The sequence below is a fragment of the Chishuiella changwenlii genome, assembly GCF_900142565.1.
Classification (GTDB): Bacteria; Bacteroidota; Bacteroidia; order Flavobacteriales; family Weeksellaceae; genus Empedobacter; species Empedobacter changwenlii.
Genome location: NZ_FRBH01000005.1, coordinates 284,543 through 304,784 on the forward strand (window position 1 = coordinate 284,543; position 20,242 = coordinate 304,784).

General features: G+C 29.9%; 16 protein-coding genes and 3 tRNA genes. 6 read left to right on the forward strand and 13 right to left on the reverse strand.

Annotated elements, in window-relative coordinates:
- Positions 1–82 precede the first annotated feature (82 nt).
- From BUA86_RS07765 to BUA86_RS07780, 4 genes are all read right to left on the reverse strand, one after another.
- The gene (locus tag BUA86_RS07765; protein WP_072931418.1) at positions 83–1,570 is read right to left on the reverse strand and encodes a TolC family protein; all 1,488 of its coding nucleotides are present in this window, start codon (positions 1,568–1,570) and stop codon (positions 83–85) included.
- Positions 1,563–4,724: an efflux RND transporter permease subunit gene (locus BUA86_RS07770; RefSeq protein ID WP_072931420.1), complete on the reverse strand. Its 3,162-nt coding sequence runs from the start codon at positions 4,722–4,724 to the stop codon at positions 1,563–1,565. The genes BUA86_RS07765 and BUA86_RS07770 overlap by 8 nt, the downstream gene beginning before the upstream one ends.
- Positions 4,725–4,741: 17 nt before the next feature.
- Entirely contained in the window at positions 4,742–5,827 is a 1,086-nt protein-coding gene (locus BUA86_RS07775; protein ID WP_072931422.1) for an efflux RND transporter periplasmic adaptor subunit, read from the reverse strand.
- 113 nt (positions 5,828–5,940) lie between these two features.
- Positions 5,941–6,399 (reverse strand): hypothetical protein, encoded by a 459-nt coding sequence (locus BUA86_RS07780; protein WP_072931424.1) that lies wholly within the window; start codon positions 6,397–6,399, stop codon positions 5,941–5,943.
- Positions 6,400–6,604: 205 nt separating this feature from the next.
- Here BUA86_RS07780 and BUA86_RS07785 point away from each other — a divergent pair, with 205 nt between their 5' ends.
- Positions 6,605–6,748, forward strand: a complete 144-nt coding sequence (locus tag BUA86_RS07785; protein ID WP_083580323.1) for a DUF1737 domain-containing protein — start codon at positions 6,605–6,607, stop codon at positions 6,746–6,748.
- Between the two features lie 41 nt (positions 6,749–6,789).
- On the opposite strand, the gene BUA86_RS07790 is transcribed toward BUA86_RS07785, so the two are convergent.
- From BUA86_RS07790 to BUA86_RS07815, 6 genes are all read right to left on the reverse strand, one after another.
- Positions 6,790–6,860: transfer RNA gene (locus tag BUA86_RS07790), tRNA-Gln, on the reverse strand.
- Between the two features lie 34 nt (positions 6,861–6,894).
- A tRNA-Gln gene (locus tag BUA86_RS07795) sits at positions 6,895–6,965 on the reverse strand.
- 80 nt (positions 6,966–7,045) lie between these two features.
- A tRNA-Gln gene (locus BUA86_RS07800) sits at positions 7,046–7,116 on the reverse strand.
- A 133-nt stretch (positions 7,117–7,249) separates the two neighbouring features.
- Positions 7,250–8,422, reverse strand: coding sequence for a hypothetical protein (locus BUA86_RS07805; RefSeq protein WP_072931426.1), 1,173 nt, complete (start codon positions 8,420–8,422; stop codon positions 7,250–7,252).
- A 92-nt stretch (positions 8,423–8,514) separates the two neighbouring features.
- Positions 8,515–10,047, reverse strand: a complete 1,533-nt coding sequence (gene guaA, locus BUA86_RS07810; RefSeq protein ID WP_072931428.1) for a glutamine-hydrolyzing GMP synthase — start codon at positions 10,045–10,047, stop codon at positions 8,515–8,517.
- A 100-nt stretch (positions 10,048–10,147) separates the two neighbouring features.
- Complete coding sequence (locus BUA86_RS07815; RefSeq protein ID WP_072931430.1) at positions 10,148–10,732, reverse strand: TlpA family protein disulfide reductase; 585 nt, start codon at positions 10,730–10,732, stop codon at positions 10,148–10,150.
- Positions 10,733–10,881: 149 nt separating this feature from the next.
- Here BUA86_RS07815 and queA point away from each other — a divergent pair, with 149 nt between their 5' ends.
- Genes queA through BUA86_RS07835 form a run of 4 tightly spaced genes read left to right on the forward strand, consistent with a single transcriptional unit; the run spans position 10,882 to position 14,940 of the window.
- A complete protein-coding gene (gene queA, locus BUA86_RS07820) occupies positions 10,882–11,931 on the forward strand; it encodes a tRNA preQ1(34) S-adenosylmethionine ribosyltransferase-isomerase QueA (protein WP_072931495.1) in 1,050 nt (349 codons plus the stop codon).
- Between the two features lie 7 nt (positions 11,932–11,938).
- Positions 11,939–12,991 carry a dual-specificity RNA methyltransferase RlmN gene (gene rlmN, locus BUA86_RS07825; protein WP_072931432.1) on the forward strand — a complete coding sequence of 351 codons (1,053 nt, stop codon included), beginning with the start codon at positions 11,939–11,941 and terminating at the stop codon, positions 12,989–12,991.
- Positions 12,992–13,001: 10 nt separating this feature from the next.
- The gene (locus tag BUA86_RS07830; protein WP_143147268.1) at positions 13,002–13,952 is read left to right on the forward strand and encodes a YncE family protein; all 951 of its coding nucleotides are present in this window, start codon (positions 13,002–13,004) and stop codon (positions 13,950–13,952) included.
- A gap of 55 nt (positions 13,953–14,007) precedes the next feature.
- Entirely contained in the window at positions 14,008–14,940 is a 933-nt protein-coding gene (locus tag BUA86_RS07835; protein ID WP_143147273.1) for a polyprenyl synthetase family protein, read from the forward strand.
- A 375-nt stretch (positions 14,941–15,315) separates the two neighbouring features.
- Here the strand turns inward: BUA86_RS07835 and BUA86_RS07840 are convergent, their stop codons facing one another.
- Positions 15,316–16,293, reverse strand: a complete 978-nt coding sequence (locus BUA86_RS07840; protein ID WP_072931447.1) for an N-acetylornithine carbamoyltransferase — start codon at positions 16,291–16,293, stop codon at positions 15,316–15,318.
- A 118-nt stretch (positions 16,294–16,411) separates the two neighbouring features.
- Between BUA86_RS07840 and BUA86_RS07845 the strand changes: the two genes are divergently transcribed.
- A complete protein-coding gene (locus BUA86_RS07845; RefSeq protein ID WP_072931449.1) occupies positions 16,412–17,698 on the forward strand; it encodes a M48 family metalloprotease in 1,287 nt (428 codons plus the stop codon).
- Between the two features lie 12 nt (positions 17,699–17,710).
- On the opposite strand, the gene BUA86_RS07850 is transcribed toward BUA86_RS07845, so the two are convergent.
- On the reverse strand, positions 17,711–19,219 hold the full coding sequence (locus BUA86_RS07850; protein WP_143147269.1) for a DUF6770 family protein: 1,509 nt from the start codon (positions 19,217–19,219) through the stop codon (positions 17,711–17,713).
- A gap of 81 nt (positions 19,220–19,300) precedes the next feature.
- Complete coding sequence (locus tag BUA86_RS07855) at positions 19,301–20,188, reverse strand: DUF72 domain-containing protein (RefSeq protein WP_072931453.1); 888 nt, start codon at positions 20,186–20,188, stop codon at positions 19,301–19,303.
- Between the last annotated feature and the right edge of the window lie 54 nt (positions 20,189–20,242).

Consider the following 20,242-nt stretch of genomic DNA (forward strand, 5'->3'; position numbering starts at 1 on the left):
CAATTATTTTAAAAAATGGATAAAAAATAAAGAGCACCTTTTTCAAAGCACTCTTTATCTTGTTTATTTGTAATAAATTAATTTATTTGAAATCTATTTTTTTAACATCTGGTCTCTCTAAATCTTTCTGATCCCAGCCTCCTCCTAATGCTTTATATACAGCAACAGTAGTTTTAAGTTGATTTGCTTTCATCTCCACTAAATCAAATTTAGCTTCTAAAGCATCTCTTTGTGTTAAAAGAACTTCCATATAATCTGCTCTCGCATATTTAAAAAGATCATTAGAAATATCGATAGACTTCGTTAAAGCATCAACCTCTTGAGATTTTAACTGATAACTTCCTTCTAAATTTTTCACTTTAGCCATCTGATTTACAACCTCTATATAAGCATTTAAAATTGTTTGCTCATAATGATAAACAGCTTGTATTTGCTTAGAGTTTGCATTATAGTAAGCCGTTTTTATTGCACTTCTATTAAGTACTGGCGCTACTAAATCTCCTGCTAAATTGTATAAAATTGATTTTGGTCGAATTAAATACATCGGATTAAAAGCTTGTAAACCAATTCCTGCTGATAAATCTAAAGAAGGATAAAATCTTGCTTTAGCAGATTTTATATCTAATTTAGTTGCAGCTAATTCGTATTCAGCAGCTTTTATATCTGGTCTATTCGCTAATAAATCTGATGGCAAACCAGAATATACGTTTGCAGGTACAAGGTTATCAAAATTATTCTCTGTACGATCTACATGTTGAGGAAATCTACCAACTAAAAAATTAATTCTATTTTCAGTTTCAACAATCTCTTGTTGAATCTTATATTGCATGCTTTTCGTATTTAAAACTTGTGCTTCAAATCGCTTTACAGCAAGCTCATTACTTCTTGCTCCTTGTTTTAATAATTTTACAACACGCAATGCATTTTCCTGAATTTTGATATTTTCTTGAACAATCTCTAATTCTTTATCCAATGCTAAAAGATCATAATAAGAATCTGAAATTTCACCTACAATATTTGTAACCATAAAATTTCTTCCCTCAATACTTGCAAGATATCTCTCTACTTGAGCTTTTGTTGCATTATGAAGCTTTCCCCAAATATCAGTTTCCCAATTGGCAAATGCACCAACACCAAAATCGAATAAAGGATCTGGCATTTCTTTACCTGGTTTAATATCTGTTGTTGCTTCCATTGCTCCAATATTTGTATATCGTGCAACTTTATCTACACCAACGCCAGCTTTTACACCGGCTGTTGGTAGATATTCCCCTCTTTTACCTCTTATTTCATTTCGAGAAACATTAATTTCTTGTAATGTAATATTCAACTCTTGATTATTTTCTAGAGCAGTTGTAATAAGCGCTTGTAACTTTTCGTCCGTAAAAAATTGTTCCCACGTTTGTTTTGCACTATTAATCGTATCATTTGACGAAGAATTACCAAAATTTTCTGGAAGATTTCTATTCTCTACCTTCTGAGGTAAATCTATTGTTTTACAAGAGCTTAATCCAAATCCTACGCAAGCAATACCTGCGTAGATATATAATTTTATTTTATTCTTATTCATAATGGATAATGTCTTCACTTAATGGTGAATCTTCTTCTTCTTTTAAAATTGTTTTTCCATCTGCCCATTTTGCAAAAATGTAATATAATCCAGGGATAATTACAACTCCGAATACAGTTCCGAAAATCATTCCTCCCATAGATGATGCTCCAATTGTATGGTTTCCGATTGCTCCTGCTCCATGAGCAAAAACTAATGGAATCATACCCGCTATAAATGCAAATGATGTCATTAAAATTGGTCGGAAACGAACTTTTGCTCCTTCAATAGCCGCGTCTGCAATCGACATACCTTCTTGACGCTTTTGCACGGCAAATTCTACAATTAAAACGGCATTTTTACCCAATAAACCAACAAGCATAATTAGACCAACTTGCGCATAAATATCATTTTGTAAGCCCATTGCTTTTAGTAAAAAGAAAGAACCAAAAAGACCAACTGGCAAAGATGTTATAACTGCTAATGGTAAGATTAAACTTTCGTATTGCGCTGCTAAAACTAAATAAACGAAAATTACAACAACTAGAAATACATAAATTGCTTCGTTACCGCGACTTGCTTCATCATACGATAAACCTTCCCATGCTACTTTATAACCATGTGGTAAAGTTTTTACAGCTGTTTCGTTAATTGCTTGTATAGCATCTGCAGTTGTATATCCTGCAGCAGGAAGTCCTCTAATAGCAGCAGAATTATACATATTGTAACGTGTAATTTCATTTGGTCCTTGTGTTTTCTTCATTGTCATAAATGCTGAATAAGGCACCATTTCATCTCTATCGTTTTTAACATACAGACTTAAAATATCTGAAGGTAATCGTCTAAATTCTGGTCCAGATTGCACATATACTTTAAAGAATTGTCCAAATCGAATGAAACCTTGTTCGTATGTACTACCAATTAAGATGTTTAAATTATCCATTGCTTTCCCAATAGAAACTCCTTTTTGCATTGCAGCATTATTATCGAATACTAATTCGTATTGTGGATAATTAGCAGCAAAGAAAGTAAACACACCAGTTAATTCTTTACGTTTCTTTAATTCTACCATGAAATCTTTGTTCACTTTGTCAAACTCTTGGTAGTTTGTATCTCTATTAAGGTCTAATAATCTCATAGAAAAACCTCCAGAAGAACCAAATCCAGGTACTGCAGGTGGCTCAAAGAACTCTATTGTCGCCCCTAAACCTTTCGATTTTTCTTCTAATTCCTCCATTACTTCTTTTACAGAATGTTCTCTATCTCCCCAAGGTTTAAGGTTTATTAAACAAGTACCAGCATTAGAACCTCTACCTTCTGTCATAATCTCATATCCCGCTAAAGAAGAAACAGATTCAACTCCATCTACTTTCTCAGCAACACTTTGTAATGCTCTAGAAACTTTATTTGTTTGCTCTAATGTAGATCCCGGAGGTGTTTGTATAATAGCGTAAATAGTTCCTTGATCTTCTGTTGGAATAAATCCTCCTGGTAAACTTTTATTTACAACAAAAATTCCCACACAGAAAACAGCTAATACTCCCCATGTTAATGCTCTTCTATTTACAATCTTTTTTAATAATGATGAGTACTTACCTGTCAATTTATCAAACAGATTATTAAAACCATCTATAAATCTTGTAAATAGATTAACCTTTTTAGGTTTTCCATGATTATTTTTAAGCAACATTGCACACAAAACAGGTGTTAGTGTAAGTGCAATTAATGCAGAAATAACAATAGAACTTGCCATTGTAATAGAGAATTGTCTAAAGAAAGTACCAACTGGTCCAGACATAAATGAAATTGGTAAGAATACCGAAACCATTACAGCAGTAATTGCTATAATTGCTCCTGAAATTTCTCCCATTACTTCTTGTACAGCTTTAAATGGAGTTTGATTCTTTTCTTCCATCTTCGCATGGACGGCTTCTACAACAACAATTGCATCATCGACAACAATACCAATGGCGAGCACTAGAGCGAATAATGTTACAAGGTTTATTGTTAAACCAAAAAACTGCATAACGAAGAATGCTCCAATTAATGAAACAGGTACTGCTATAATAGGTATTAATGTAGAACGCCAATCTCCTAAAAATATAAATACAACAATTGCAACCAATATAAAGGCATCGCGAAGTGTATCTATAACTTGTTCTATAGAGGCGTCTAAGAATTTAGAAACGTCATAACTAATTTTATAATCTACTCCTGGAGGAAAGTTCTTTTTCAACTCTTCCATTTTAGCTTTAATTCCTTTAATTACATCACTTGCATTACTTCCGTAATTTTGTTTCAATACAATAGAAGCAGATGGATGCCCGTCTAAATTTGAATAGATATCAAAAAACTCACTTCCTAATTCTACTTTACCAATGTCTTTTAATTTTACATTTTCTCCTTCAGAATTGGCTCTAATAATAATATTCCCATATTCTTCTGGTTTATTGTATTGTCCTTTATAAGTAAGTACATATTCTAAAGATTGTGCCGCTATACCAGAACTTTGACCAATTCTACCAGGACGCCCTATGATACTCTGCTCTCCTATCGCCTTCATTACCTCATCTACAGAAATATCATAGGCTCTCATTCTTTCAGGATTTAACCAAATACGCATAGCGTATCTTCTACTTCCTAAAATTTGTGATCTTGCGATACCTGGAATACGGTTTATCTCTGGAATAATATTTACAGTTGAATAATTGTATAGGAATTTTTCGTCCATACTTTTATCTTTACTATAAAGATTGACATACATTAACATACTTGGCTGTACAGGGTTTACAATAACCCCTTCTTTTTGTACAAGCTCTGGTAGTAATGGCATTACTTGATCTATTCTTGTTTTTACTAAAACGGTTGCTATATTGGGATCTGTCCCTGGGTCAAAAACAACGTTTACAGTTGCTTCCCCAGCACTTGTTGCATCCGTAGACATGTATCTCATTCCTTGTACACCATTAATAGCATTTTCTATGGTGATTAATGATGATTTTACCAATACATCTGCACTAGATCCTGGATACGCTATACTTACCGCAACAGTTGTTGGAGCAATTTGTGGAAATTGTTCTGTTGGAAGTTGTTTAATTGCTAAACCTCCTACAAACAGAATAATAACCGAAATTACAATTGCAAAAACTGGTCGGTGAATTATTTTCTTAAACATAATTTATGCAATTTTAATTATTCTGAATACAAATCTAAATCGGACATAACCTTTTTAGGTTGAATATATTTTGTCGCAATTTTCTGATTGTCTTGTACTTTACGAAGTCCTTCTAGTAATATTTTATCCCCTTTATTTAATCCTGAAGAAACCACATAAATATGAGGTAATTCTGCTGCAACCTTAATTTCTCTTGCTTTTGCAACATTATTTTTATCTATAACGTAAACATATTTTTTCTCTAAAACTTCAAAAGTTGCTTTTTGAGGAATCATAATAGCATTAGCGTAAGGTGTTGTGATTAATATATTACCTGTTTGACCATAACGAAGTAATCTCTTTGGATTTAAGAATGTTGCTCTATACGCGATATTCCCTGTTTCGTTATTAAAATCAGATTCTATAGTTTCCACTACTCCATCTTGATCATACATCTGCTCATTGGCTAACTGTAATTTTACGTGTAAAAAATTATTGTCACCTTTATGATACATCTGATTTAAATATTCAGCTTCTGGAACATTAAAATAGACCCACATTTTACTGTTATCAGATAATTCTGTCATTAAATCTCCATCAGTAACTAAACTTCCTTTACGTACATGGAATCTACCAACAATTCCATCAAATGGAGCTCTAATATCTGTAAACTGAAGATGAGTATTCATTTCAGCAACCTCTGCTCTAGCTTTATCTAGTTTAGCTCTAGCCATAGACATTTCTTGTGGTGCAACAATGTCTTTATCTGCTAAACTTTTTGTGTTTTTATATTCAATTTCAGCGTATCTAGCTTCTGCTTGTGCTCTATTTACATCTGTTTGATATAGATTAGGCATTATTTTAAATAATAATTGACCTTTTTTTACACTTTGTCCTTCATCAACATAAATCTTCTCTAAATAACCTTTTTCTTGTGCTCTTAGTTCTATATGATTAATTGATCTAATTTGAGCTACATAGTTTTTATTGATTATTGTATCTTGTACTAATGGACTTGTAATTTTAAATTCTTCAGAAGCAACCGCTTCTTCTTTTTTTGTGTTGCAACCAACAAAAAATAATGTTGCACACACGTTAATAATCATAAGGCTTTTCTTAACCATAGTGATAATTATTTAACAATAGTTCTTAATGATAATTTTTGATAAATAGTAGTTATGAGATTAAGCCAATACAGCAACCTCTATAACATTATTACGGAAAAAGAAAAGCAAAATCACAGCCTGATTACTCTGTAAACAATAAACAGAGTATCAAGAAGATTGTTTGTTTGAGAGTGGTCTCGATAAGAAGGCGAACTGTTTGTATACAATTCACTTAAAAAAGTAAGATATAACTTCGATAAGTTTATCGCAGTAAGTATATCAGAATTGTTGTTATTAGAATCAACTTCTGTTATTTCTACCTCAGCTTCTACTAAATCTACTTTATAATGAAAATGATCTGGTAAAAGAGCAGAATATTTAAAGTTATTTGGATGTTCAACAGTAATTTTACTATGACTATGACGATGAGATCTAATCTCTAATCCTGTTGAATGTTGATTCTTCTCGAAATGATTAAAATTTTTCTCAATATTTAATGTGTGTGTAATCCCACGATCATTCTTAGCATTTACTACCGAAATTATCGCGAAAAAAAATAACAAAAAATATGTATAAAATCTTGTTCTCATTTGACGAGTCAAAATAACTAAAAACATAAATGTTAAACAACATCTAGAACCTTAAAATAACGTTAAATTTAATTCTTATTAAATAGAGACATTTTAATAATATATTAAATACTAAACTATTAAATGATTATTAGTATTTTAGATCAAATTTTTTACCCAAAAAATGGCGAATTATAGATCTTAAAAAATCAATAATATTATAAAAATGACAGATTATAAAGTAATATATGGCTTCAGTACAGAAGAATTAGAAAATAAAGTAAACAAATATTTATCACAAGGCTATAAATTGGCTGGAGGAGTTTGTGCAGATAATGATTCATATCTACAAGCTATTTACAAGGGTTAATAAAAAAAGCTTCAGTAAAATAAATTACTAAAGCTTTTTCGTAGACCCACAGGGATTCGAACCCCAACTAGCGGCACCAAAAACCGATGTGCTACCGTTACACCATGGGTCTGTCCATGATTGTTATAAAATTGAAAAGAAAATTGTAGACCCACAGGGATTCGAACCCCAACTAGCGGCACCAAAAACCGATGTGCTACCGTTACACCATGGGTCTCTATAATTTCTATTTCAATTTGCAATTTTTATCTCTAGATAAAATGTCAATAATACTTCTATTAATGCATAAGACTTTTGTAGACCCACAGGGATTCGAACCCCAACTAGCGGCACCAAAAACCGATGTGCTACCGTTACACCATGGGTCTCTGTCTTAATTGCTGTGCAAATATAGAAAGGTTTTTTAATTCTCCAAAACTAATTTTACAAGTTTTTAGCTAAAACAGACGTATGTTTTGATAAGGTATTGAAAATGAATTTTAAAAAAACATTATTTTTTTACTAAATTTTCATTTTTATAATTTGATTCTTAAATTTTCGCTTCAAATCTTGTCCACAATCAAAAATCATTTGCTCATTAGAAGGAAAAAAAGCAAGTCTATGACTCAACATATCTAAATAACTTCTTTCTAAAACACGTTTATCTCCTGTAAATTTTCCTGCAGAATCTGAAAAAACAAACTGACTTATTAAATCCATAGATTCTAATGGTTGTTGTTTTTGATTATCTACTAAATAATATCTTGCAGTTATGGCAGCTTCTTTTACCCTTCTTATCTCTTCAAATCTTCCTCTTACTTTTACATAACGATCAACCATAATTGGTTTATCGTCTTTATCCTTTACAACTTTACCATCTTTCCTTAATTCCTCTTTCCCATCAACAATATCTTTTTCAAACGTATGTGTTTCAATTTTTTCTTGTTCGGGAGAAACGAAAATTCGCTCAAAACTTAATTCAATTATATAATCAAAAGAATTATTTGCTTGACCTGTATAAAAGTTAGTCCATTCGGAATTCATTCCGTATGAATCAAAGTTCAATAAATCAGCCTCTAATCTTTTTGGAATTACAACTTCTGTATTATTTCGTAACTGAACTAATACTTTATACATTCCTTTCTGTTTAGCAGAATTCATTAAAATTCTAGCATCTCTGTAATTAGGATAAACAGTTTCTAAATTTTTAAAATTATAATAAGCTGTTTGTGCATTTAATTTCCCTCCTAAATCTAAGAACGATAAACCTTCATCGTACAAAAATTGAGCATACTTTTCTTGAATTGATTTATAAGCGTTTGAATAATCCTTGGTTTTAAAATAATAATCTTTTCCCTTAACTAATCTACCTTGTAAACCAGCTACGTTTTTTTGACGCTCTTGTAATCTGTTTATAATTAGATAGGCTTCCTTGTATTTTGCAGTACCACTTAACGTTTCTATTTCTTTTAAACGTAATTCGTCTTGTTGTTGTCCTTTGTGATACGATTCGCTAATTAATGGTAAATACTTTAATCCATTTTTTTCGGACGGATTTTTTATATAAGCCTGATAAGATTGCTCAAAAGCTTGCTGAAAGTCTCCAGATACCAAAGCAGTATTTGCTTGCTTATATGTATTACAGTTTGTTAGAAGTATAAAGATGAGAGATAGAGCCAGTAATTTTATTTTCATTGATTGGATTATATAATTTGTACAAATTAACAAAAAGAAAGTTTACAAAAAACAAAAGTCAGCACAAAGGCTGACTTTTTATTTTTTATAATCTATTCCCACTCAATTGTTGCAGGTGGTTTAGAGCTTATATCGTATGCAACGCGATTAATTCCTTTAACTTCGTTAATAATTCTATTCGAAACTAATTCTAAGAATTCGTAAGGTAATTTAGACCAAGTTGCAGTCATAAAATCTATTGTATTAGCAGAACGAACGACAGCTGTATATTCATACGTACGCTCATCTCCCATTACACCTACAGATTTTACTGGTAATAAAACCACAAACGCTTGAGAAACTTCATCGTATAAATCATGTGCATATAATTCATCGATAAAAATTTGATCTGCTTCTTGTAAAATTCTTACTTTTTCTTCGTCAACTTCTCCTAAAACACGAATTCCTAATCCTGGGCCTGGAAATGGATGACGGTAAACTAATTCGCGAGGAATTCCTAATTCTACTCCAACTTTACGTACTTCATCTTTAAATAACTCACGTAAAGGTTCTAATAATTGAAGTTTCATTTCTTCTGGTAAACCTCCAACATTATGATGAGATTTAATTGTTGCAGATGGTCCTTTTACAGACTGAGATTCTATAACATCAGGATAAATAGTTCCTTGAGCTAAGAAAGAAGCATCTTCAATTTTATGAGATTCTTCATCGAAAACAGCAACAAAGTCTTTACCTATAGATTTACGTTTAGCTTCTGGCTCATCTATTCCAACTAAATTAGAAAGAAAACGTTCTGAAGCGTCTACCATCTTAATATTCATATTAAAATGTTTCCCGTAATTCTCCATTACTTTCTTCCCTTCGTCTTTCCTTAATAATCCTGTATCAACAAAAATACAAGTTAATTGATCGCCAATTGCACGATGAATTAATACTGCTGCTACAGAAGAATCAACTCCTCCAGAAAGTCCTAAAATAACTCTCTTATCACCAACAACTTCTTTTATTCTTTTTATTTCAGTTTCAATAAAATCTGCTAAAACCCAGTTTTTCTCAGCCTCACAAATATTAAAAACAAAATTTTGTAACATTTGAGAACCAAATTCAGAATGTGTTACTTCTGGGTGAAACTGAACAGCATATATTTTACGTTGTTCATTTGCTAAAGCAGCAATTTCTACTGTAGATTTTCCAGAAACCACAAATCCTTCAGGAACTTTAACCACTTCATCAAAATGGCTCATCCAAACTGTAGATTTTTCTGCAACATCTTTAAATAAACTACTATTAGCTAATACAGTTAATTCAGATTTTCCATATTCACCTTTTATTCCTTTTTTAACTTCTCCTCCTAACATGTGAGAAATTAATTGCATTCCGTAACAAATTCCTAAAACAGGAACTCCTAAAGAAAATAATTCTTCTTCAACCAAAGCAGCCTCCTCACCAAATACAGATGAAGGTCCTCCTGATAATATAATTCCTTTTGGATTGTGTTTTTTAATTTCTTCTACAGAAGTGTTGTAGGGAATAATTTCTGTGTAAACTCCAAATTCTCGAATTCGGCGTGCAATTAACTGGTTATATTGCGATCCGAAATCTAAAATGATGATTCCTTGCGTCATTATGTTTGTCTTTGTGCAAAAGTAAATCTTATTCGATTTTAATCCAATTTTATTCTGCTCAAAATTTATATTTTTTTAATTGCTTTTCAACAACATACTATTATTTCATCATGGTTAAAATATTAACCAGTTGTTGATTAATCTTATTTGTCCTGTAATCCATAGGTGCTGGAGCATTTTCTAAAAGGATATTGCCTTCTTTATCTAAAAGTATAAAAGTTGGAATAACTTTTATTTTATAATCATATCCAAAATTATTTTCTCTACCAGCAAATAATTGTATACCAGACATTTTATTTGCTTCAATCATTTGCTTCCAATGTGGCTTATCTTTTTCTTTATCAACCGATATACTTACAAAATGGATGGGTGCATTATGAAATTTACGTTCCAATTCTTTCATATAAGGAATCTGAATTTTACATGGTCCACACCATGTTGCCCATACATCAATGTAAACATATTTTCCTTTAAAATCATTTAAACTATAGTCTTTTCCATCAATTGATTTTAAAGAAAAGTCTGGTGCTTTAATTAGATTTTTTGAATCTTTTTCTAAATCATCATTATTTACAATAACACTGTCACTTGGTAGATTTTGATTAGAATCAGTATGTACTTCGGAAGTTTTTTTACATCCAAATAATGAGACTACTAGGACTAAAAGTATTAATTTCGATTTCATGTAATTATAGGTTAAATTGCTATTATAGATAATTAAAGAATTACCAAAAATAAGAATTAAAACAGAGTAATATAAATAAAATACCTCAAATCACTTGACAAAGGGCTATTGGGTATCGTATATTTGCATAAAATTGTACGATTATGAAAATGAAAACCTCAGATTTCGACTTTAATTTACCAGAAGAGCTTTTAGCGGAGCGTCCATCTGAAAATAGAGACGAATCTCGTTTAATGGTTGTTCACCGTGATACAGGAGAGATAGAACATAGATTATTTAAAGATGTTATCGATTATTTTGACGAAGGAGATGTAATGATTCGTAATAACACGAAAGTATTTCCTGCTCGTTTAATGGGTAATAAAGAAAAAACTGGTGCTCAGATCGAAGTTTTCTTATTAAGAGAATTAGATGCTGAAACTCGTTTATGGGATGTTTTAGTTGATCCTGCTCGTAAAATTCGTATCGGAAATAAATTATTTTTTGATAATGATGATACTTTAGTTGCTGAAGTAGTTGATAACACAACTTCTCGTGGGCGTACTTTACGTTTTCTTTTTGATGGATCTTATGAAGAATTCCGTGCTAAATTAAAAGAATTAGGAGAAACTCCACTTCCAAAATATATCACACGTAGTGTAGAGCCAGAAGATGCTGAGCGTTACCAAACAATTTATGCAAAACACGAAGGTGCTGTAGCAGCTCCTACTGCTGGTTTACACTTTTCTAAACATTTATTAAAACGTTTAGAAATTAAAGGTGTTGATTTTGCTGAATTAACTTTACATATTGGTTTAGGAACTTTTCAGGGTGTTGAAGTAGAAGATTTATCAAAACACAAAATGGAATCTGAGCAAACGATTATTCCACAAGAATCTGCTGATTTGGTTAATCGTGCGATAGATGAAAAGAAAAAAGTTTGTGCTATTGGAACAACTTCTATGCGTTCTATAGAATCTTCAGTTTCTGCTGATGGTCATTTAAATGCATTTGATGGTTGGACAAATAAATTTATTCATCCACCATACGACTTTTCTGTTGCAAACTGTATGATCACAAACTTCCACACACCAAAATCAACATTAATCATGATGATTTCAGCATTTGCTGGACATGATTTAACAATGAAAGCATATCACGAAGCTGTAAAAGAAGGATATAAATTCTACTCTTACGGTGATGCAATGTTAATTCTATAATATTAGTTTGAATACAACAAAAAAAGACATACGAAAGCTTTCACAGGCTGAGATTGAAGAATATTTCAAAGAGATTGGAGAAAAATCATTCCGCGCAAAACAAGTGTACGAATGGTTATGGAAAAAGAATGCGCATCAGTTTGATGACATGACCAATATCTCAAAAGTATTGAGAGAACAATTGGGTGAAAATTTCCAAATTCAACCTGTTCAAGTAGATCTTTTACAAAAATCTAACGACGGAACCATCAAGAATGCTGTAAAGCTTCATGATGGTAACGTTGTAGAATCAGTTTTAATTCCGACAGATACACGAACAACAGCTTGTGTATCATCTCAGGTTGGTTGTAGTTTAGATTGTACATTTTGTGCAACTGCTCAATTAAAACGTATGCGTAATTTAACTGCGGCAGAAATTGTAGATCAAGTTGTAATTATTGATGACGAAAGTAGACGTTATTTTAACCGTCCATTGAGTAATATTGTCTTTATGGGTATGGGAGAACCATTGTTAAATTATAACGAGGTTATCTCTGCGATTAAAAAAATTACTTTACCAGAAGGTTTAGGAATGTCTCCTAAACGAATTACAGTTTCTACATCTGGTATTCCAAAAATGATTGAGAAGTTAGCTGATGAAGATTTACGTGTAAATCTTGCTGTTTCTTTACATTCTGCTCGTGAAGAAGTTCGTAATGTAATTATGCCTTTTTCTGTAAAATTTCCTTTAACTGACTTAATGGATAGCTTACAGTATTGGTATCAAAAAACTGGTCTAAGAATAACATTTGAATATATTGTTTGGGGAGGTGTTAACGATAAAAAGGAAGATATTGATGCATTAGTTAAATTTTGTAGAAAAATCCCTTCTAAAGTTAATATTATCGAATATAATTCTATTGATGATGGAATGTATAAACAAGCCTCTGAACAAGCTGTAGATAATTACATAAAAGCATTAGAAAGTAACAATATCGTAGTAAACGTGCGTAGAAGCCGTGGTAAAGATATTGATGCTGCTTGTGGACAATTAGCCAATAAAACTGGTGAAAATTCTTAATCTAATAAAAATGAAAAATATAGTTCTATTTTCTTTGCTTTCGACATTTTCATTTGCGCAAGTGACAGAAAAAATTGATACGCTTTCTATAGAAGATTATCCTATGGAAACTTATCATTTACCTGATATCATGAATGAAATTTCTACTTTAGAATATGAAAAGTCTGATAAAAAAACTGCTTCATTTTGGGGATTAAACGATTCTGGAAATCAACCAGAGTTGTATCGTTTTAATGCTAAAAATGGAGAAATAATCAATACTGTTCGTATTTCTAATGCTCCAAACATAGATTGGGAAGAAATGTCTACGGATGATAATAGAATTTATTTTGCTGATTTTGGGAATAATAGAGGAAATAGAAAAGACTTAGCTATTTATTTTATTGATAAAAAACAAGTTGATTTTTCTAAGCCTTATCAAGAAGTAAAAGCTCAGAAAATTGAGTTCTTTTATCCTGAACAAACAAACTTTGAATCAACAAACATCAGAACTAATTTTGATGCAGAAGCTTTCTTTGTTTACAATAATCAGTTGCATCTTTTTACAAAAGAATGGACAAATCTGGAAACAACACATTATGTAATTCCAATTGACACATCTAAAAAACATGCTGCAAAAAAATTAGAAACTTTTAAAACGAATTACGCTGTAACAGCTGCTTATATTGATGCTGATAAAAATAGTCCTACCAAAGGAATTTATTTATTAGGTTATGTAAAAGAAACTTTAGCATTTATAAGTTGGTTTGATTTGCCTCAGGATAATAATCAGTTATTCTTCTCTTCAAAAGTTAAAAAAATAAGTTTACCTTTGGGTTTCACAACACAATTAGGGCAATTAGAAGGTATTTCGGTTTTACCAACTTCTAACAAAGTTTGTTTTAGTGGAGAAGAGTTTGACTTTAAAGGTTTCTATACTAAACAAGTTGTACATTGCATCAATAATTTTACAAATAAATAATACTTAAATTTTGGGTAATACAGTAGATCTAATTAAAGCTCCGATTGCGGAGGAAATGAAATTATTTGAACAAAAATTCTTCGATTCTATGAAGAGTAATGTTTCTCTTTTAGATCGTATTACCAATTATATAGTTCGTAGAAAAGGAAAACAAATGCGACCAATGTTTGTTTTCTTAACTGCAAAATTAAACGGCGAAGTACAAGAAAGAACCTATCGCGCAGCCTCTTTTATAGAGCTTATTCATACTGCTACATTAGTGCATGACGATGTTGTTGATGATAGTACTTTACGTCGTGGTTTTTTCTCATTAAATGCTATTTGGAAAAATAAAGTTGCCGTTTTAGTTGGTGATTATTTTTTATCGAAGACATTAATCATCTCAACAAAAAACAAAGATTTTGATTTACTAGAAGTTGTTTCTGTTGCTATACAAGAAATTTCGGAAGGTGAATTATTACAAATAGAAAAAGCACGCAAATTAGACATTACAGAAGATGTTTACTTCGAAATTATTCGAATGAAAACAGCTACACTTATTGCTGCTTGTTGTGAAGCTGGTGCGCGTTCGGTTGGTTGTTCGGAAGAGGTTGCAAAGAAAATGCATCGCTTTGGCGAATTAGTCGGAATTGCTTTTCAAATAAAAGATGATTTGTTTGATTATACAACATCTAATGCTATTGGGAAACCTGTAGGAATTGATATTAAAGAGCAAAAAATGACTTTACCATTAATTTATTCTATTAATACAGCAAATGAAAAGGATAAAAAATGGTTAATTAATTCTGTAAAAAAATATAACAATGACAAAAAACGTGTACGCGAAATTATTCAGTATGTGAAAGAGCATGGTGGTATTGAGTATACACAACAAATGATGAAAAAATATAGCCAAGAAGCTTTGGATATTTTATATGAGTTTCCTGAAAATGAATATAGAAATTCTTTAGAAACAATGGTGAAATACGTTATAGAAAGAGAAAAATAAAATATCAATAAAAAAGAGAAGTTCTAAGAACTTCTCTTTTTTATTGATATTAAAGTTGTTTAACCTTTTTTTCTATAATGTGCAATACAGTATAAGTATTTATTATAATTATAATTTTATTTTCATTTTTGTCTTGATAGAAAGTCTGTGACAACAGAGTATGTGGAGACGAAACAAAAAAATCAAGGTCGTAAATCTTTGACTAAAAATTATCAACGCTACGGAAATGATTTAAAAATTCACATACGTTCATTAAATCATCTATATCCTACGCTTTTTCAATTTTATTAACGTCAAACATTTAAATACCATTTTCTTAATCCCTTTAAAAAAGAAAATTAGCTAAATAATGAAAAAGATTAAACAAATTATTTATTACTTGATTTTATTCTTCAAAATCTCATGAAAAACTGTTTGAGCAGAGAAGATTCTGTTTGTTGCTTCATCAATTACAATAGAAACATCAGAATCTAAAACTTCATCAGAAACAACTACATTACGACGAACTGGTAAACAATGCATAAACTTTCCGTTATTCGTTAAATTCATTTTTTCCATTGTTACTTGCCAATCTTTATCTCCCTCATTCGCTTGTCCGTAATTTTCGTAAGAAGACCAGTTTTTTGCATAAACAAAATCAGCATCTTTAAGAGCTTCATCTTGGTCATAAGCAATTGTTGCTCCTTCTGTAAATTTAGAATCTAGTTCAAATCCTTTTGGTTGTACAATTGTAAAATCTACCCAATCTACCTTAGAAAACCATTCTGCAAAAGAATTAGGAACTGCTTGTGGTAAACGTCTTGGATGCGGTGCCCAAGTCATTACTACTTTTATTTTTTTCTCTGGCTTAGCTGCCGGATTATAATTTATTTTTTCTGCTATTGTAATTAAATCTGCAAAAGATTGTAAAGGATGTAATGTTGCGCTTTCTAAAGATACTACTGGTACAGAAGATAAAGATTTAACTTTATTAAACATTATTTCTTGATAATCTTCGTCACGGTCAACTAACTTAGGAAATGTACGCACTCCTAAAACATCACAATACGCACTCATTACTCTAATTGCCTCGTTAATATGTTCTTGTGTATCTCCGTCCATTACAGTCCCGTCCCCCATTTCTAAAGTCCACGAATCTGATCCTGCATTTAATACCCAAGTATTTGCGCCTAAATTATAAGCAGCTTTTATAGAACTTAAGCGTGTACGTAAACTAGGATTAAAGAAAATTAAACCTATCGTTTTATTTTTCCCTATTTCTTGTTGAGCGTAAGGATTTGCTTTTATTTCTAAAGCTGTTTTTAGTAATTCATCGATGTTTTGTACATCATTAACCGAAGTAAATTGTTTCATAGTAATGAAATCTTTTGTTTTTATTTGTTTTACAAATTTACTTTAAAAGACTTGATTTATCAGAAAGATTAATCAATTTTATTTATCTTTCGGCGTTTAACAATATTCAAAAAAGTTAATGAAGAAACTTATACCTTTCCTTTTTACTTTATTATCATCAGTACTTGTTTTTAGTCAAACAAATTTAAATTCTGATGCACTCAAAGAAAGAGATCTTAAAACTTTAAAAGCAGTTCAAAACAAATACAATAATTTCAATAATAGATTTGAAAAAAATGTTTACAACCAACACTTTACAAGAATTGAAAATGATTTAAATAAAAATTATAAAAAGAATTTTTTCATTTTGGATAATGACTATCAAGAATTCATTAAAAATTGCTTTCAAAATATAAAAGATGCTAATAAAACAATTCCTTTAGAATCTCCACATTTTTATATTTTAAAATCAAATGTTCCAAATGCTTCAAGCTTAGGATTTGACTATTATATGATTAATAATGGTTTGTTTCAATTATTTGATAACGAATATCAATTTGCAGCTGTAATAACTCATGAAATAGCACATAACTATCTTCAACATGTTAAATTAGAAATTATTCAAGAAGCAGAATTTATTCAAGATTTCAAAAAAGAATATCGTTCATTAAAACGAAGCGATTTAATTAAGCTAATTAAATCTCAAGATGAAGTTATTCAAAAAAAATACGATTTAGCTAACCAATCTCGTAAGAAAGAAATTGCTGCAGATAGTTTAGGATTTATCTTGTATAGTCAATTAAACTTTCCAAAAATTGAATATTTGAACTCATTAAAAAAGTTAGAAGAATTTGATGAGAAAATAAAAACAACAACTATTAATGATAGTTTATATTACCAAACATTTGAAGTTAACGGAGTTAAACTTAATCCTAAATGGTTAAAGATTCAAAAAAATGAATTATTTTCTGGTTTAAGTTTCACAGAACACGTTAATCAAGATTCTGTAAGTACACATCCTAATATTGTAGATCGAATAAACTGGTTAAAGAATAATTTTAAAATTGAGGAAAAACAGTTAGAATCTAAAAATGCTTCAACGAATTATATTCAATTAAAAAAGAAATATAACGATACACTCTTTGATAATTATTATGATAATAATGAATATGCTGTTGCATTGTATCACTTAATAAGAGAGAAAAACCTTAATTCTAAACTATTAGATTTTGATAAAAATATAGCTATAATTTTTAATAAATTACACGAAGGTAGATTAAAGCTGTCATTTAATAAATATGTTCCAATTGCTGATGTTAATTCAGAAAAAACTGATTACAATAAATTTCTTCATCTTATATGGAATATTCCTACAGCAGATTTAAAAACTATCGCAGATTATTATAAAACAAAAGCAACCATATAGGTTGCTTTTGTTTTATAATATATTCAACTTTTCTAATCGAATAGAACTTTCTTTATCTTCTTTATTATATTCACTTATGAAAATATAGCCATATTTTGCTTTGGAAAATCTAAGATTAGATGAATCGGTTTTAAAAGGCATTCTTTCTTGTGTTAATTCACCATTCTTTAATTTATTGATAATTAAATACCATTCTTTTTTTCCTTCTTCTTTTTTCTCTTCTGCATAGAAAAACAATACTTCATTTTCTTCTTTATTCTCTTGAGAAAATAAATAACTATCAAAATGTTTTAGTTTAGTTTTTTCTAATACTTGGTAATTTTTTAAAATTCCTCTATTATCAAAATTTACTAAGATATAATCTGTTGTTCTTGGTGCTATTGCTACGTTATTACCTTTTTGCTTTTGTAATAAAATAGAAAAAGATTGATCATTATAATTAAAAAATTCTTTCAATAAAAATTTATATCCATTTTTATCTCTTCCATTGATAAAACCTAGTTCTTTAAAAACTTCACTAAAATATATTTTTCTATTTACTAATTCCTTTCCTAAAGCATCATATACAGTTCTTAAAATACCTACGGTAGGTTTATCCTCAATTTTATAAATACTTCCCTCGGTCATAAGTTTTATTTCACCTACAACAGTTAAATTATCTTTAATAAACTCAGTATTAGGAAGAAAATATTCATTACCATTTGTATTAAACGAATTGTAAACAGCTTTCGAAATTTCTTGAGATTTTTCCAGATCAAATGCTTTAAAATAATCAGCACCTATTTTCTTAAATACTTCTGTTCCTTTGGGATTTTTTAAGAAAATTAATAATTTATCATCTTTAACACTTAAAATATTAAAACTAAATGCCTCTTTTTGATTTTCTTTATTAATATTATAATCAAGAGTTTTAGAAAAATCTTCATTAAAAACAGTTATACCTTTTGCAAATGCTGATAAGCCAGTATATATGGTTAATTGATCAATAAAATAAACTTTACTATTATTTGTAAATGTCATCAACCTATTATTTGTTCTTTCATGTAAAGGTACTAAAAGTTCAAAATTTGTAATCTCAGACATTTCAGAAAATGTATATTCTTTGTAAAATTTATCAGCAATAACTTTATTAGCTTTTAAATCGATAATTTTTAAATTGTATCCATAAGTCAATAACTTTTTTGTATGGTAAATAATAGATGTTAAATACAATTTTTGATCTTTAAATTCAATATCTGTAAGCTTATAAGATATCTTTTTGTGCTTTGCAGAAGTATAATCTCCATTGGTTAATTTATTCAAATTATCATCCAATAAGACATATTCATATTGCACATCTTTATCTTGGTTTGTTAAACCTTTATTATAAATAAAAACGTAACCAATAACATTTTGTTCTTTATCGTAGATTTTAGTTGATGTTTCTAAAACTCCAGTAGATAATTCAGAAAGATTTTGTATTTGTGCATAGCTAATAATTGAGCATAACATCAAACAAAATAGAAAATAGATTTTCTTCATAGGTATATTTAAAATTGCTCCAAATATATTGATTAATTTAATTCCTAAATAATAAGATATAAAATCTTAATGTTTAAATATCTAAAACAATAAATTCTCTTCATATAATCTTGGAACACGAAGTTGTAATCCCAATTCTTTGTTTAATTTTTCTGTAAAATAAGTCGCATATAATTCTTCTTTTCCTGATAAACTTTGATGAATAAAAAAGTATACATTTTGTAAACCAGCTTGTTTCAATTCTTTTATGCGTTCTATCCATTCATCCAAACGTTCATAATCTAACGGATGATAAGCGCTTACAAAACGAACAAACAAATCTGGAGAAGTTAATTGCATATGTAACATATCCCTCCTACCAGGTGTGTCAACAATAATATTTGCCATTTTATTTTTCTGCAATAACTCGCAATACTCATCAAAAATAGCTTTATTCTGAAACCATTTTTCATTTCTTACTTCAACAGCTAACGGATAGCCTTTGGGAAAAGATTCTACAAAATCTTTTAAACGTTCAAAATCATTTGGAGAATAATTGTCGTGTAATTGCAAAAATGTCATTCCTAATTTTTCTTCAAACAATGTAATGGCATCCAAAAAAGCAGTCAATTTTTCTCTTACATTAAATAATCTTCCGTAATGGCTTATACTTTGTGGAATTTTCGGAAAAAATTTAAAATCTTTTGGGGTTTTATTCTTCCAAGTTATCACTTGTTCTTTTGTTGGAGAACGATAAAAAGTTCCGTTCATCTCTATGGAATTAAACTGCCTCGAGTAATATGTTAATTCATCTTTTGTTTTTGGAGGAAATAATCCTTTCAATTCTAATTTACTCCATTTTGCTCCACCAATAAATACTTCAAAATCATCATCTTTAGAATATTTTTCTAAAATTTCGAATGTTTTATCTTTTATTGGAGGCAACTTAAAGTCTATTAACAATGGATTATCTACTTTACCAAATTTCATTCAAATTATTTTTATCGAAAGTAATAATTAATAATTACAAATGAGACAAAATGT

Bases quoted from the DNA above. Each gene is read 5' to 3' on its own strand.
- BUA86_RS07765 (WP_072931418.1), bottom strand. From the start codon at position 1,570: ATGAATAAGAATAAAATAAAATTATATATCTACGCAGGTATTGCTTGC.
- BUA86_RS07770 (WP_072931420.1), bottom strand. From the start codon at position 4,724: ATGTTTAAGAAAATAATTCACCGACCAGTTTTTGCAATTGTAATTTCG.
- BUA86_RS07775 (WP_072931422.1), bottom strand. From the start codon at position 5,827: ATGGTTAAGAAAAGCCTTATGATTATTAACGTGTGTGCAACATTATTT.
- BUA86_RS07780 (WP_072931424.1), bottom strand. From the start codon at position 6,399: ATGAGAACAAGATTTTATACATATTTTTTGTTATTTTTTTTCGCGATA.
- BUA86_RS07785 (WP_083580323.1), top strand. From the start codon at position 6,605: ATGACAGATTATAAAGTAATATATGGCTTCAGTACAGAAGAATTAGAA.
- BUA86_RS07805 (WP_072931426.1), bottom strand. From the start codon at position 8,422: ATGAAAATAAAATTACTGGCTCTATCTCTCATCTTTATACTTCTAACA.
- guaA (WP_072931428.1), bottom strand. From the start codon at position 10,047: ATGACGCAAGGAATCATCATTTTAGATTTCGGATCGCAATATAACCAG.
- BUA86_RS07815 (WP_072931430.1), bottom strand. From the start codon at position 10,732: ATGAAATCGAAATTAATACTTTTAGTCCTAGTAGTCTCATTATTTGGA.
- queA (WP_072931495.1), top strand. From the start codon at position 10,882: ATGAAAACCTCAGATTTCGACTTTAATTTACCAGAAGAGCTTTTAGCG.
- BUA86_RS07830 (WP_143147268.1), top strand. From the start codon at position 13,002: ATGAAAAATATAGTTCTATTTTCTTTGCTTTCGACATTTTCATTTGCG.
- BUA86_RS07835 (WP_143147273.1), top strand. From the start codon at position 14,008: ATGAAATTATTTGAACAAAAATTCTTCGATTCTATGAAGAGTAATGTT.
- BUA86_RS07840 (WP_072931447.1), bottom strand. From the start codon at position 16,293: ATGAAACAATTTACTTCGGTTAATGATGTACAAAACATCGATGAATTA.
- BUA86_RS07845 (WP_072931449.1), top strand. From the start codon at position 16,412: ATGAAGAAACTTATACCTTTCCTTTTTACTTTATTATCATCAGTACTT.
- BUA86_RS07850 (WP_143147269.1), bottom strand. From the start codon at position 19,219: ATGAAGAAAATCTATTTTCTATTTTGTTTGATGTTATGCTCAATTATT.
- BUA86_RS07855 (WP_072931453.1), bottom strand. From the start codon at position 20,188: ATGAAATTTGGTAAAGTAGATAATCCATTGTTAATAGACTTTAAGTTG.